At 44.2% G+C, this 14,206-nt stretch carries 11 protein-coding genes; 1 reads left to right on the top strand and 10 read right to left on the bottom strand.

The window, feature by feature from the left end:
* Window positions 1–9: 9 nt before the first annotated feature.
* Complete coding sequence (rbsK, locus tag DW036_RS24010) at window positions 10–918, bottom strand: ribokinase (protein ID WP_118466510.1); 909 nt, start codon at window positions 916–918, stop codon at window positions 10–12.
* 319 nt (window positions 919–1,237) lie between these two features.
* Between rbsK and DW036_RS24015 the strand changes: the two genes are divergently transcribed.
* A complete protein-coding gene (locus DW036_RS24015) occupies window positions 1,238–2,779 on the top strand; it encodes a hypothetical protein (RefSeq protein ID WP_118466575.1) in 1,542 nt (513 codons plus the stop codon).
* 53 nt (window positions 2,780–2,832) lie between these two features.
* Here DW036_RS24015 and lgt read toward each other — a convergent pair whose 3' ends face one another.
* From lgt to polA, 9 genes are all read right to left on the bottom strand, one after another.
* Entirely contained in the window at window positions 2,833–3,660 is an 828-nt protein-coding gene (lgt, locus tag DW036_RS24020; RefSeq protein WP_118466512.1) for a prolipoprotein diacylglyceryl transferase, read from the bottom strand.
* A 21-nt stretch (window positions 3,661–3,681) separates the two neighbouring features.
* Window positions 3,682–4,137 (bottom strand): ORF6N domain-containing protein, encoded by a 456-nt coding sequence (locus tag DW036_RS24025; protein WP_118466514.1) that lies wholly within the window; start codon window positions 4,135–4,137, stop codon window positions 3,682–3,684.
* A gap of 53 nt (window positions 4,138–4,190) precedes the next feature.
* Window positions 4,191–5,111 carry a ketopantoate reductase family protein gene (locus tag DW036_RS24030; RefSeq protein WP_118466516.1) on the bottom strand — a complete coding sequence of 307 codons (921 nt, stop codon included), beginning with the start codon at window positions 5,109–5,111 and terminating at the stop codon, window positions 4,191–4,193.
* A gap of 11 nt (window positions 5,112–5,122) precedes the next feature.
* Window positions 5,123–5,938 carry a carboxypeptidase-like regulatory domain-containing protein gene (locus DW036_RS24035; protein ID WP_118466518.1) on the bottom strand — a complete coding sequence of 272 codons (816 nt, stop codon included), beginning with the start codon at window positions 5,936–5,938 and terminating at the stop codon, window positions 5,123–5,125.
* A gap of 73 nt (window positions 5,939–6,011) precedes the next feature.
* On the bottom strand, window positions 6,012–7,115 hold the full coding sequence (ychF, locus tag DW036_RS24040; protein ID WP_022392439.1) for a redox-regulated ATPase YchF: 1,104 nt from the start codon (window positions 7,113–7,115) through the stop codon (window positions 6,012–6,014).
* A gap of 378 nt (window positions 7,116–7,493) precedes the next feature.
* A complete protein-coding gene (locus DW036_RS24045; RefSeq protein ID WP_147401543.1) occupies window positions 7,494–9,749 on the bottom strand; it encodes a DUF5703 domain-containing protein in 2,256 nt (751 codons plus the stop codon).
* Window positions 9,750–9,868: 119 nt separating this feature from the next.
* Window positions 9,869–10,492, bottom strand: coding sequence for an HD domain-containing protein (locus DW036_RS24050; protein WP_118466522.1), 624 nt, complete (start codon window positions 10,490–10,492; stop codon window positions 9,869–9,871).
* 145 nt (window positions 10,493–10,637) lie between these two features.
* Complete coding sequence (locus DW036_RS24055) at window positions 10,638–11,030, bottom strand: DUF3836 domain-containing protein (RefSeq protein ID WP_118466524.1); 393 nt, start codon at window positions 11,028–11,030, stop codon at window positions 10,638–10,640.
* A 279-nt stretch (window positions 11,031–11,309) separates the two neighbouring features.
* The gene (polA, locus tag DW036_RS24060; RefSeq protein WP_118466526.1) at window positions 11,310–14,135 is read right to left on the bottom strand and encodes a DNA polymerase I; all 2,826 of its coding nucleotides are present in this window, start codon (window positions 14,133–14,135) and stop codon (window positions 11,310–11,312) included.
* Window positions 14,136–14,206 lie beyond the last annotated feature (71 nt).

The following is a 14,206-nucleotide window of genomic DNA, read 5'->3' on the forward strand; positions in this document are numbered from 1 at the left end:
AATTACTATTTATAAAACATCAATTTCTTTACGATAGGGTAGGGAGGGCTGGGCTCCCATTCGGGTCACAGTGATGGACGCACATTTGTTTGCGAATTTAACTGCATCCAACACATTTACATCTTCGGATAAAGCAACACACAATGCACCACAGAAAGTATCTCCCGCTGCTGTTGTGTCTACGGCTTTGACTTTGGGTACGGGTACTTCATGGAATGTATCTTTTTCTTTGATCAATGCTCCTTTGGAACCAAGGGTGATAACTACGATGTCCACTCCTTTGGCACTGATGATATCCGCAGCCTTGCGTGCGCTTTCCCAATCGGTTACTTTGATACCTGAGAGGATTTCAGCTTCTGTCTCATTGGGGATAATCATGTACAGGTTCTGTAGTAGTTTATTGGAGAGTGCGCGGGCAGGTGCAGGGTTCAGTATCACCTTGATGCCTTGTTCGCTGGCTATCTGGGCGGCATACTCCACTGTTTCAATAGGGATTTCCAATTGCATCAGCAGGATATTGCCTTTTTCTATGGTAGGCTGTGCCTTCCGGATGTCTTCGGGACTCAATGAACCATTGGCTCCGGAAGCGATGGCAATGCTGTTTTCTCCGTTCATATCCACCATAATTAATGCTACACCCGAGGGGAGTGTGGGGTCTGAATAGATATTCTCAACATGAATACCTTCGTCTTCGTACTGCTCTATGGAACGTTTGCCGAACAAGTCATTTCCGGTTTTGGCTATGAAATGCACATTTCCTTTCAATCTGGCAGCGGCTACAGCCTGGTTGGCTCCTTTACCTCCGGGATTCATCATGAAACTACCGCCTATGATTGTTTCTCCTGGTACGGGAAGACGGTCAGCTTTGATGACCATATCCGTATTACAACTGCCTATTACAATGATATTTTTGCTCATGGTTACTTTATTAGTTTTAAGATTGAATAATTGAATATTGGATACTGTGCTTTCTTTTTCTATTCCAAAAGTATGCGATACTTAGTACATAAGCAAACAAAAAACAATGATTTTTAATACTGGTAAAATGAATATAATTATAAATTGATACATTTAAATAATTGATATATAAATATATAATAAATAGCTGATCGTGATAATTATGATATTAGTAATATTGATAAAGCCTATATTATTCCGTGAAAATATTGCTTGCTTTCATTTTTTTCTCTACCTTGCTATCGTAAAAGATGTGTATCTAAAAAAATCTGCTAATACTATGCTAAAGTCCGAATCCCTCATTCATCTGATTAATAATCTCACTAAACAGGAGAAGAAAGAATTCTCTCTGTATATCTCTAATAAACCGGAGAAGGATTATATCTTTCTTTTTAGGTTGATTGATGACAAGAAGATAAGTGATCCCGAAGAATTGAAGATGGCTTTTCTGGCAGCCAAACCTGCTTCTTCATTCAATACGGTAGTCATTTATTTATTTGATTTGTTGATAGACATATTGACCCGGTTGCGGACAGAACAGGATAGTTATTATCTCTTGTTCAACGAATTGCTGCACGCAAGGGTTTTGTATGAGAAATCCATGTATCAGGAATGCTTCCAAGTATTGAAAAAGGTAAAAGAGAAAGCGGTGTATTATGAGAATCACTTTGCATTGTTGGTAGCGCAAAGGCTGGAACTGAACTATCTTCTGACATTGGATTTTGAAGATATGGATGAACAGAAGCTGCTGAATAAGCAATATAAGATGAATAATACATTGAAAAGTATCCGCCAACTGAATGAGCAGTCTTCACTGTACGAACTGTTGAAGTATAGAATGATAAACAGAGGGGCTTCACGGTCACTTGAGGAAACTCAGAAATTGGATGACTTGGTAACCAGTGAAATCAGTATTGTAGCAAGTGCAGGCGTTGAGAACTTTGAAATAAAAAAGAATCATCAGCTGTTCCAGGCGAATTACTTTATCACAGTAGGGGATTACAAGGCGGCATTTAACTCGTTTGTAGAATTGAACAAGCTCTTTGAAGAGAATAGCCATTTATGGAATAACCCTCCGGTCTATTATCTGATGACGGTGGAAGGTATGCTGGAAAGTCTGCGTATCATGCACAATTATGAGGGCATGAATTACTTCATTGAAAAGCTGACTAAGCTGTCTTCACCATCATCCAGTTTCCAGCTGAATGTTACGTATGTGATCTTTATCTATCGGTTGTTTTCGTTTATTGATGCAGGTGACTTCGATAAAGCAGGAATATGGATTGCTGAACATCAATCCTCGTTGATTGATAAGATGTTACTGCTGAAGGAACAACAACAGGCGGAAATGTCATTGTATATTGCTCTGATCCATTTGGGAAATGGGGAGTACAGGAAAGCCCGGAAGCGGCTGAGTACAACTATCGGTAGAGGTCATTTATATTCTCTCCCTTTGTTTCGTACCATTAGGATCGTGAATGTGATGATTCATTATGAATTGGGGGATGTAGACTATATTCAGTCTGAAATTCGCTCTATCAAGCGGGAAATGTCTAAAAACAAGGGATATAATCTGAAGGTGGAATCCTTTTTGCTTAAGTTCCTGAATTATTCTTTCGCTGATACGAATCGGAAAAAACGTGCGGAGATATGGGAAAGTATGGCGGAAGAAGTCCATGCCTTGTATGCAGATAAATATGAAACTCAGATTCTGCGTAAGTTCGACTTTGTGGCATGGGTTGAGGCTAAGATATTTGAGGTGCCTCTGAGTGATATTCTGAAGCGGGAGCACGCTTCAAAGAGTAAATGGCAGCATAAATAGTATGAATGAGGATGTATCAAAATAAGATTTGTACATCCTCATTCATGTTATTTCTATACTTTCTTCTTTCCGTAGAAGAACATGAAGTACACGCCTATAATCACGAACGGAACGCTGAGCCATTGTCCCATATTCAGTGACATGCTATTCTCGAAATCTACCTGGTTCTCTTTCAGGAACTCCACAAAGAAGCGGAATACGAATATCTCTGTGAGGCAGAGGCCGAAGAAGAAACCACGATGTAACTTCTTGCCATAATTCTTATATAAGAAAATCATGATCAGGAAGAAGATGAAATAGGCGATAGCCTCATAGAGCTGTGCCGGATGACGGGGGAGCATATCTACTCTTTCGAATACGAAAGCCCAGGGTACATCGGTTGCTTTACCAATGATTTCGGAGTTCATGAGATTGGCAAGGCGGATGAAGCAGGCGCAGATAGGCGTTGCTACGGCTATCATGTCCAGCACATCCATATAGTGCATCTTCGTTTTGCGGCAGTACATCCACAAGGCAATAATCAATCCGAGTGTTCCGCCATGGCTGGCGAGACCTGCATAACCGGTCCATTTCCAACCACCATCGGGCAAAAACTGTATGGGTAATATCATTTCCCAGAAATGGTGCAGGTAATATTCCGGCTGATAGAACAGGCAATGCCCTAATCGCGCTCCGATGAGAATACCGAAGAAGCAATAGAAGAACAGCGGTTCGAACTTGTCGTCACCGATTTTTTTGTCTTTATACTGGTAACGGACTACAAAATAGGAGCATGCGATGCCAATGACCCACAACAGACCGTAGTAGCGTACGGGGATATGGCCAAACAGGTTGAACAGTTCGGGGTTGGGGTTCCAGTTGATGGTTAGTAATGATAACATAGTGATATCTATTTAGATTGTTTATTGTTTTGGTTTTATAAAGCCGATAGGGTTTCTGAGGCTGTCCGCCAGTCTTTTCTGGGCTTGCAGCTCGGATACTCTGTCAACTGGCGGATTAGCTATAAATCGGTGGACGGCGACGAAAGCACGCATGATGCTTCTATTCATTTCAATAGCTGTGTCAGAGTTTAATACACTACTAAGCATAGCTACTCCTAATTCAGTAAAAGCAAAAGGCATATATTTAAAGTTGCTGCCTCGCCCTTTGTTCAAGGTCACAATTTGTGATCTTGAAAGTTCTTCTTTGGTTAGGGTAAACATAAAATCCTCTCCTTCAAAACGTTTAATGTTTCGTTTGATGGCTTGTTTGAGTATTCTTGTTACTATGCCATATGCTTCTGCCAGATCGAAGTCAAGCATTACTTGTTGTCCTCTTATCTCGTATATTTTGCTCTGTATGATTACTGTTAATTCCATTATTTATCTTCTTCATTGTTTCAAGATTCCAATTTGGTATCTTAGAATCTTTACTATTTGAACTTTTCCGCCACCATCCTGTACGTCGGAATATCAATTCCCTGTTCTTCTGCGGCAGCAATCATATCAAAGAGCAATCCTTGCACTTCACTTTCGTGTCCCTTAGCCATATCCTTCTGCATGGAAGCGGTGCTTTCCGGGTCCAGTTTATCGATAACTTTGAGATTATATTCTACAATGTCTTCCTTGAATCCAATGCCGAGTTTTGCACCCAGTGCGGCACTTTCGCGGGACAACCCGATAAAAGTATCGCGCACCTCTCCGGGCTTCTGTACTTCGCCCATAGGCACGTCGTAGTAGGCTCCGGTGACAGCCATAGCGGAGATGAAAGACCACTTCACGAAAGTATCCCGGTTGATGTCAGGAGATATCTCGGCTTTGATACCGCTTTCCTGCAAATCCTGTTGGATAGTTTCCAACGTTCCACGGGGAACAACCGTGCCTTTGTGTGCACCGTAAACCAGACGGAATATCTTGCCCATTTGCGTGATTTCCCCTTTGCCGGACACGAAGCCGACAATGTAGATGCAGCCGTCCAGGACCGTCACTCCAGGCACAAGGCGCTGGATACGGGGACCTGTACCGTAAACATTGAGAATAGGGATTACAACTGTGTCCTTATGGGCGGAGCGCTTTATCAACTCCGTTATCGAGTCTACGGAATAGCCTTTGACACATACAAAGATGACGTCGGCTTTACCTGTATATTCTTCGGCAGTATAGGCTTTTACGGGTAGTGTGTGTTCGCCTTTCAAGTCGGAGTGCAGACACAATCCGTGTTCGCGTATGGCAGCCAGATGTTCACCACGGGCAATGCAGGTCACATCTTTTCCGGCAAGGGACAGAAAGGCGGCGATACTGCCTCCCACGCCGCCTGTACCGGCTATAAGGTATTTCATATTATTGTTCTCCATTTTGGAATATACTATTTTATGTAGTTTTCTTTTTCCATATAATAAAGCCCTTCGCCGCGGTCACCGTTCTCCAGGTCTTCCAGTTCTACCTTGAAAACACGGTAAGGGAGTCCTGTCTTCGGATGCTTGGGGAGGTCTACGGTCAGTAGATAGGCATTGGCATATTCGTTGGCATTAATGTACTCTTTTATTTCCTGCTTCATCAATATCTTAACTTCTTCGCCATCTATCCAGACGGTGGCTTTCAGTTGTTCAGGACGAGGTGCCCACTGCGATTCTTTCGCATCTTTGCTTTGGCTTTCTTGCTTAATGTCGCCAAGAGTTTTACCGTGTAGTATGGATTCGGGCTTGCTCTCTTTCATCCATTGGTAAAAACGTGTCAGATTCATGGGACGAACATATATCTGGTAGGCAGGCATAGCACCAGGGATACGGAAAGCATGTAGTCCATAGACCTCCATGCGGTTGTAACGAATATCAAGCGTGGTATCACGGTCGGCGATAAAATTCCATGCCCAGAACTCCAGGCGGTGTTCCGTTTCGGGCAGGCCGTTTTTCATGGCGACGTGTGCATAAGAGGGAAAGTAGATAGAAGCAACTTTTTGATAGTTACCTTTGAGCACGCGGGCGGTATAGTGTCCGTTTTTGTCAGTGATAGCCTCTATGACATTATTGGATTGTGGATTTTGCCACCAAACACAAGCACTGTCTATCGGTTGTCCGCCATAGTCTGTTACGCGACCGGAGATGGTCACTGAGTCTTGTTGCTGTGCATAGGCGACACTGCACAGAAGCGTGAGGAATAGGGTAGGGAAGAATTGCTTCATGGTTGGTTTGCAGTATTATTCTGTGATTAAATCGCCCGCCATTCGGCGGACGATTTATAATGAGTTCCGTAAATCAGACGTTGAACCGGAAGTGCATGATGTCTCCATCCTGCACTACGTATTCTTTGCCTTCCACACCCAGCTTTCCGGCTTCGCGTACGGCGGCCTCGCTGCCATACTGGATGAAGTCTTCGTACTTGATAACTTCGGCACGGATGAATCCTTTTTCGAAGTCGGTGTGGATAACTCCGGCGCATTGCGGAGCTTTCCAACCTTTCTGATAGGTCCATGCTCTCACTTCCATTTCTCCGGCGGTGATGAAGGTTTCCAGATTCAGCAGTTTGTAGGCCGATTTAATCAGGCGGCTCACACCGGATTCCTTTAATCCTACTTCTTCGAGGAACATCTGGCGGTCTTCATACGTTTCCAGCTCGGCGATGTCGGCTTCGGTCTTGGCAGCTACAATCAGGATTTCGGCATTTTCGTCCTTTACCGCTTCGCGCACCATTTCCACATACTTATTACCGTTCACTGCGCTTGCCTCGTCCACATTACAAACGTACATCACCGGTTTGCTGGTCAGAAGGAAAAGTTCTTTGGCTATTTTCTGTTCATCTTTGGTTTCAAACTGCACGGTGCGTGCACTCTTGCCTTGTTCCAGTGCATCTTTATATTGTATCAGTACGTCGTAAGCCAGCTTGGCAGCTTTGTCTCCACCTGTCTGTGCTTGTTTCTGCACTTTCTGGATGCGGCTTTCAATGGTTTCCAGGTCTTTCAGCTGCAATTCGTAGTCGATGATTTCCTTGTCGCGCACCGGGTTGATGCTTCCGTCTACGTGTGTCACATTCTCATCGTCGAAACAACGCAGCACGTGGATGATAGCATCCGTTTCACGAATATTCGCGAGGAATTTGTTACCCAGTCCTTCGCCTTTGCTGGCACCCTTTACGAGTCCGGCAATGTCCACGATTTCCACCGTAGTGGGCACGATGCGCCCCGGGTGTACCAATTCAGCGAGCTTCGTCAGGCGCTCATCGGGCACGGTGATTACACCTACATTCGGTTCTATTGTACAAAAAGGGAAGTTTGCCGCCTGCGCTTTTGCGTTGGACAAACAGTTGAAAAGCGTCGACTTGCCTACATTCGGCAAACCGACAATACCACATTGTAAAGCCATTATCTATTTCGTTATTACTTTGTTTTCTGTCTGCAAAGATAGGTATTCTTCTGTTTATTGCCTTATGGATTGTACATTTTTACCATTGGGAGGATTGGTTTTACTCTGAGGATTAGTGATAAATGCGGGTAGATTCAGTTTTTTAAAGTGGGAGTTCCTCTCTTTTTAAAAGGTACAGTCGACCGGGGGCAGAGGAAGGAGAAGATTTTGTCAACCGGAGACTGGTATAACAAGGAATAAAGTCAACTCCCATTAGGGTTAGTAATTTTTTAGGTCTACTTATACTAAAGATAAGGGAACTACACAACCATTATTAGGGAACTATATTGTGCTAATGTTTTGCCATCGCATTGGCAAAACATTAGCGCAATAATGAGACTACAATCTGTTTAGAACAACATCTTTTTTTCTTGCTTCCGGGAAGACATTCAGTACCGTAACACTATTTCCTGTGCCTTTTGCACGTACCACGGTGTTGTCATAGGCATGTAGCTTGAAGTCCACTTTCCATGATGCCGGGAATGCGGGCAAAATGAGGATTTGCTTGCCTACATTCTGCAAGAGCATGTTTTGCAGGCCAATTGTGAAGGCACCACCGTTGTCAAAGTCTGGAATGTAATCGCTGCCCGGTTTCCAGAATGCAGGGAAGCGGACTTCGGGGTCTGTTGCGCGCACATTCTTTAAAAGAAGCTCTTTGGCCTCATCGGCCAGTCCAAGCAAAGGTGCCTGTATGGGGTCTTGCGACCAGCAGGTAGTCTGCTTGAATTCGCGGTGAGCGAAGGTATTGAGGGCAACGTCCAGATCGGGGCGTCCCAGCCCGTAGAGTTTGAACGGGAAGATGGCGTAACATTCGGGGTTCTCGAAGTTGCGTCCCTGACCGTATTCTTCGGCGGGAAGCAGTCTTTTGCCATCTCTTGTTTTGGGAAGGGCGGGGAGTGCTTGCAGGCAATCGTTCCATTCTTTAAGCAGTGACGGCTCAACGATTCCGGCGGGCAACTCGGTCAGTTGGGTGATATTGTATTTCAATCCGGCGATGTAGTCCATCGGGTTCAGGCAATCCCAGAATTGCTCGATGGCATTTGCCGGAATGAAGCGCAGGGTTTGGTTTATCTGCGGCCAGTGCTGGTTGAAAAAACGGATGACTTGGGTGGCAAAAGGAATGATGTATCGGCGGGCAAATGCTTCGTCCTTGGTATAGTTGTAGCTGTCGAGCATTTCGGACAACATCTCCAGTGCGCCGGAATAGTGGTAGCGTATCCAGCGTGTTTGCGAGGCTTTTCCTTTGTTGTTCCAACCCCAGTCGTCCTGAATGTACATGCCGAAGAAGTTCAGGGTTTCGGGGAAGAAAGCACCTTCGTGTCCGTAGTAGATGCGGGTGATGTCTGTCTGCAATGGGAGCATGTTGAGGTACATGTCGAACCAGGGCTTCTTCAGGTCAAAGTCTCCCGATACGGAAAGCGGCCAGTAGTAAAGGCGGCAGTTCTGGTACCAATAGCCTGGTCCCCATGTGCGGTAATCACCGTTTTTACCTTTGTAGTCGAAGGTGAAATTACCGCCGTTGAACTTGGCGGGATATGCGCCGCGACTTTGGCAAGCCATCATGAAGCGTTGCAGCAAATATGCGCGGGTGACCAGTTCGGCATCTTCGTCACCGGAAAGGAATATCCAACTGCGATTCCAGAAGCGGTCCCACCATTCCAGATGATGCTTGTAGGACGTTTTCAGAGGTGCGCTGTTGGCGGAGGCGATGAGGGCTTCGAGTTGGGTGTTCCATTCCTGTACGGTGGTAGTTTGTGCCGTGTAGGGGTAGATGGAGAGGGTATGTTTCTTCATTTCTTTTGAGGAGATGAGGGTACTGTCGTTTTGCGGGTGCATGCTCTCACCAATGATGGCAGCTCCGAAGGTACGGTTCATGTACGGGTCGGGGTATTTGCCTATCAGTTCCGGGACATTCTGATGGGTGAGTATGGTCTCGAAGAAAGAGCTTTGGTTGCGGTGATACCATTGGATGCGGTCTGGTTTCCGTTCCAGTATGTCGGCGCTTTCGGAAGGGTGGACAGGGCTATCCATTAATCCCCGGAAGCTGGATGCCAGAGGGTCATCACCGCTCGTCATGGTGTAGGGTTGGGGACGCATCAATTCTGTAGTGCAGCTTACAGAAATATTTTTGTCGGAGGCGGTTTCTATGCGGATGACGGGTTGGCTGGCGTCAATCCATAGTTTGATGCGGGTGGCATTGCCTTTCGAGCCTGCCGTTACGTTGATTTCTCCTCTGTGCAGATTGAGTTCCTGTGAGAAAAAGGCATCTTCGGTGAAAGGGTTGGGGGTGAGTTTCACCCGTATTCTGCCCACTTTCAGGAGCCGTGTGGCTTCGCTCCAGGTGTCCGATTTGCCGATATAGAGTAGTAAGTCGCCTCCCTTTTCAATCCATACATTTGCGGTGATGTCTCCGTTTCCCAAAGGCATGGATTCCATAGAGCCGGTGGTGCTGAGGGTGTTCCACACTACGTTGTATTGATTCAGTTGTTTCAATACGTCGGCTGGCAATTCGTTTTTGGCAGAGGCCTCCTTGGGTCCGTTGATGAATGACAGGAAACAGAGGCATATTCCCAGACGGAAAAGTTTGTTTTTCATGTTCTTGATAATATTAGGTACATAAATTCTGAGTTGGGGCACAAAGTTAGTGTGCTCCATTAAAGAATGGATTAATATTATCTTAATCGGGAGAGAAAAGATAGGGTGAGGGGATGGGTTTATTGCTTTTCCTCAGCAAACAACTGTTGAAAGATACTCTTTAACTGTACTTCATCTGTAATAATCTTTTGCAGTTCTTTCAACTTTTCTGCATTCTTTGATTCTGGAAACCAAAGTTTCAGATATCCACCCGGTGCATACTTCTCCATCAGATGCTGACGGAAACGTTGGTAGTGCCATTCTCTTTCCGCTTCTGGTTTCTGCTTTAATCCGTATTGTACGGTGCGGCGCAGAGTGATGACGGGGTCAATCATACGATCTGCTTCTGCCACTATTTTGCCATAAATGTTTCGCGGTTCGTGGTCGGCAGATGCGCGATGGTCTTCTACCGCCTCTTTCATGGTTTCTATTTCTTCCTCACTGAACCATTGGCAGAGCATTTTGTCTTGTTTCAGAATCTCTCCTGAGATGAAATGATGGGTAGCACGATCCCGGCAAAGCCCTGTATCATGGTATGCGGCAATGGTATATGCCATGCTTTCGTTCACATTATATTCCTTGGCAAGTGCGAGGCTTTCTTCTATAACGGTACGTACGTGTGAGAGGTTGTGCGCCTTGTCAAAGTGCTCGTAACGGGGAATAATCTCTGTTTCAATGTAGTGGGTGAGGGTAGCGGGTATCATAAAATAGGTTTTGTTTTAGCAGGCAAAGTTATGAAAAAAGCCGAAATACATCACGTATTCCGGCTTTCACTTAGTGTACAAAACTTATAAAGGTTTCGGTTTGTTCAATTTGTTTGTTAGAATTTTAAGAGAGTATCTGTCGTTTTTACAGATTTGGATTGTCCATTGTAACTGTCATTTCGGGTACAAGGACATATGCTTTTTGTTTGTTATTCCATTTATAATAAGTAGTAGTGAGAGTTTTTCCCTGATAAGCGTAGCAAACACGAAGGTCATTTTCCCAAGCATTTTTTCCGCTGTTCCATTTCATAGTCTCACTTTCAGTCATACGTTTTTGGTCGTCATACTTATAACTATGCTTCATATAGTGTGCTAAAGTTCCACCGTCCATTTTGTAAACGGTCTGTCCAACCATCACTCCATCTTTCTCTTCCGAATTGTAAATGAGGTTGTTTTTGTTAGCTGCAGAAGCTGCAATGCCACCAAATAGAATAACTGCTGATAATGCAACTGTTTTTAAAAATACTTTTGTTTTCATGGTTCTATATGTTTTTAAGTTATCTTTTGTTGTTTTCTATCATTATGTCATTAAATTCGCCGCAAAGGTACAGATTAAATTGACATAATCGTGATAAATAGATTAAATATAGTCAAAATGTTAGTGTGGTTGGGTTTGTAATGCTTTCTTTTTGCCAATATTGATGACAAAAAAATATCCGGCAGTGATGTTGCCGGATATTCTGGTGAGCAAACTGTATTTTGAATAGATTACTTCAGTTGCTTTCTGATTGTAAGTTAAATAAAGTTATAGTTGGATTTAGTGGGCCTTTAACCAGTTTTTCCCCCATCCACAATCGGCTCTCAGGGGTACGTGCATGCGATATGCGCGTTCCATTTCTTCGATTACAATTTGTTGCACAAACTCTTTTTCAGCCTCTGGAACGCTGAAATTTAGTTCGTCATGGACCTGTAAAATCATCTTAGCTTTCAATTTGTAACTTTGGAAGCGCTCATAGATGCGTGCCATGGCAACTTTGATGATATCGGCAGCGCTTCCTTGAATAGGTGCGTTGATAGCATTGCGCTCTGCATATCCGCGTACGGTTGCATTTCGCGAGTTGATATCAGGTAAGAAGCGTTTGCGATGGAAAATGGTTTCCACATACCCTTGCTCACGCGCCACTTGGATACTTTTATCCATATATTCGCGTACCTGCGGGTAAGTTTCAAAGTATCCGTCAATAAGTTCCTTAGCCTCTTTGCGGTCCACGTTCATACGTTCTGCCAGACCAAAGATAGAAATACCATAGATAATACCGAAATTGGCGGTCTTTGCCTTGCGGCGCATGTCGGAGGTGACGTCTTTGATATCTATTTTATATATTTTAGCGGCGGTGGCGGCATGAATGTCATAACCGCTAAGGAAAGCGTCGATCATATTCTTATCTTCGCTTAGATGCGCCATAATGCGCAATTCTATTTGCGAATAGTCGGCAGAGAAGAATTCGCAGCCATCATCCGGAATAAAAGCCTTGCGGATTTCCTTTCCATCCTCATCACGGATGGGGATGTTCTGCAGGTTCGGATTGCTGGAACTGAGGCGTCCGGTAGCCGTGACTGCCTGGTTAAAGGAAGTATGGATGCGCCCGGTACGTGGATTGATCAATAGAGGAAGAGCATCCACATAGGTTCCCAGTAATTTCTTCAGGCCACGGTATTCGAGTATCTTTCCAATGACCTCATGTTTATTGCGCAGGCTCTCCAGCACTTCTTCCGAAGTAACATATTGACCAGTCTTTGTCTTTTTTGCTTTATCTATAATCTTCAGCTTGTCAAACAGGATCTCACCTACCTGTTTAGGTGAAGCGATGTTGAATGTCTCACCTGCCAGCTCATAAATTTCTTTTTCAATCTCCTGCAGGCGGACAGTGAAGTGTTCGGACGTTTGCTTCAGTGCTTCGGTATCAATACGCACTCCGTTGCTTTCCATATTGGCAAGCACACGTACAAGTGGCATCTCTATTTCGTAGAAGAGGTGTTCCACGCCTTGTTTCTTTAATTCTTCCTCAAGAACGTTTTTAAGTTTCAGGGTAATGTCCGCATCTTCGCAGGCATATTTGTAAACTTCCTCCGGTGGGAGGTCGCGCATGTTCTTTTGATTCTTTCCCTTCGGTCCGATAAGTTCATCGATATGGATAGTTTGATAGTGCAGATAAATTTCTGCCAGGTAATCCATATTGTGGCGAAGTTCGGGTTGCAATACATAATGTGCAAGCATGGTGTCGAAAAGTTCACCTTTCACCTCCACTCCGTAATTTTGAAGAACCAAAATATCGTATTTGATATTTTGTCCGACTTTCATTGAATTCTCATTTTCGTAGAGTGGTCGGAATTCATTTACTATTTTTAACGCTTCTTCCCGTTCGGGTGGAACCGGAACATAATAGGCCTGATTTTCGGTGTCGCTGAAACTCATTCCTACTAATTCTGCCTCCATTGGCTCAGCAGAGGTGGTTTCGGTATCTATTGAGAGAATTTTCGTTGTAAGTAACTTTTTAATAAATTCAGACCTTTTCTCTTCTGTATCAATGAGTTGATAGTCGAAGTTGCTGGTTTCTAAACGCGCGAGATTCGATTTTTTTTCATCATCTGGTCGGTCGCCCGCAAATTCTTCAAACAAATTGCCTTGAACCGGGCTGTTATTTTGGGCAAAAAGCGGACCTGGTGAAAAAAGATCGGGAGCAGCGGAAGAAGGAGAGGGGGCATTACTTTTTTTGAGTACGCGATCAATGAGTGTACGAAATTCCATCTCTTCGAAAATTTTCCGAAGTTCTTCTTCGTTAGGTTCTTCGCGAACGAGTGCTTTCATATCAAGTTTGATGGGAACATCAATTTTGATAGTTGCAAGAAATTTGGAGAAGGTAATCATTTCGCGATTGTTTTCGACTTTAGTCTTCAAGGCACCTTTCAGTTGGTCGGTGTGTTCCAGAAGGTTTTCGATGCTGCCGAATTCGCTGATTAACTTTTGTGCGGTTTTCTCTCCTACGCCGGGACAGCCGGGTATGTTATCGGATGCGTCACCCATTAATCCCAACATGTCAATGACTTGCTGGGTGGATTGGATATCAAACTTAGCTTTTACCTGTTCTATACCCATGACCTCGAAACCACCTGTATGTTTGGGACAGTACATAAATACATTTTCAGATACCAGTTGTCCATAGTCTTTATCCGGTGTCATCATATAAGTTGTGATGCCTTGGCGGCCTGCCTCAGTAGCAAGCGTGCCGATGACATCATCCGCTTCATAGCCCGGTACTTCCAGGATAGGGATGCGATAGGCACGAATAATATCTTTTATGATAGGTACGGAGAGACGGATTGCTTCCGGAGTTTCTTCCCGCTGTGCTTTATACTGTTCGTAGGCTTCGTGTCGGAAAGTAGGACCTGCCGGGTCAAAAGCCACACCAATATGGGATGGATTTTCTTTTTTGAGTACTTCTTCAAGGGTATTTACGAACCCCAGAATGGCAGAAGTGTTGAAACCTTTGGAGTTAATCCGTGGATTCTTGATGAACGCGTAATAGGCGCGATATATCAATGCATAAGCATCGAGAAGAAACAATTTATCGTCAGAATTCATATATTTATCCTTTTTTTCATGGTAAAAGTACAAAAAAATACCGTATTAAGTGTTTTATTACTATTTTTGTG

Source organism: Bacteroides sp. AF39-11AC (genome assembly GCF_003474285.1).
In the GTDB taxonomy this organism is placed as follows: Bacteria; Bacteroidota; Bacteroidia; order Bacteroidales; family Bacteroidaceae; genus Bacteroides.

Excerpts from the sequence above, each read along its gene's own strand:
- DW036_RS24035 (WP_118466518.1), bottom strand. The coding sequence starts at position 5,938 with ATGAAGCAATTCTTCCCTACCCTATTCCTCACGCTTCTGTGCAGTGTC.
- DW036_RS24050 (WP_118466522.1), bottom strand. The coding sequence starts at position 10,492 with ATGATACCCGCTACCCTCACCCACTACATTGAAACAGAGATTATTCCC.
- DW036_RS24055 (WP_118466524.1), bottom strand. The coding sequence starts at position 11,030 with ATGAAAACAAAAGTATTTTTAAAAACAGTTGCATTATCAGCAGTTATT.
- polA (WP_118466526.1), bottom strand. The coding sequence starts at position 14,135 with ATGAATTCTGACGATAAATTGTTTCTTCTCGATGCTTATGCATTGATA.
- ychF (WP_022392439.1), bottom strand. The coding sequence starts at position 7,115 with ATGGCTTTACAATGTGGTATTGTCGGTTTGCCGAATGTAGGCAAGTCG.
- DW036_RS24025 (WP_118466514.1), bottom strand. The coding sequence starts at position 4,137 with ATGGAATTAACAGTAATCATACAGAGCAAAATATACGAGATAAGAGGA.
- DW036_RS24030 (WP_118466516.1), bottom strand. The coding sequence starts at position 5,111 with ATGGAGAACAATAATATGAAATACCTTATAGCCGGTACAGGCGGCGTG.
- rbsK (WP_118466510.1), bottom strand. The coding sequence starts at position 918 with ATGAGCAAAAATATCATTGTAATAGGCAGTTGTAATACGGATATGGTC.
- lgt (WP_118466512.1), bottom strand. The coding sequence starts at position 3,660 with ATGTTATCATTACTAACCATCAACTGGAACCCCAACCCCGAACTGTTC.
- DW036_RS24045 (WP_147401543.1), bottom strand. The coding sequence starts at position 9,749 with ATGAAAAACAAACTTTTCCGTCTGGGAATATGCCTCTGTTTCCTGTCA.
- DW036_RS24015 (WP_118466575.1), top strand. The coding sequence starts at position 1,238 with ATGCTAAAGTCCGAATCCCTCATTCATCTGATTAATAATCTCACTAAA.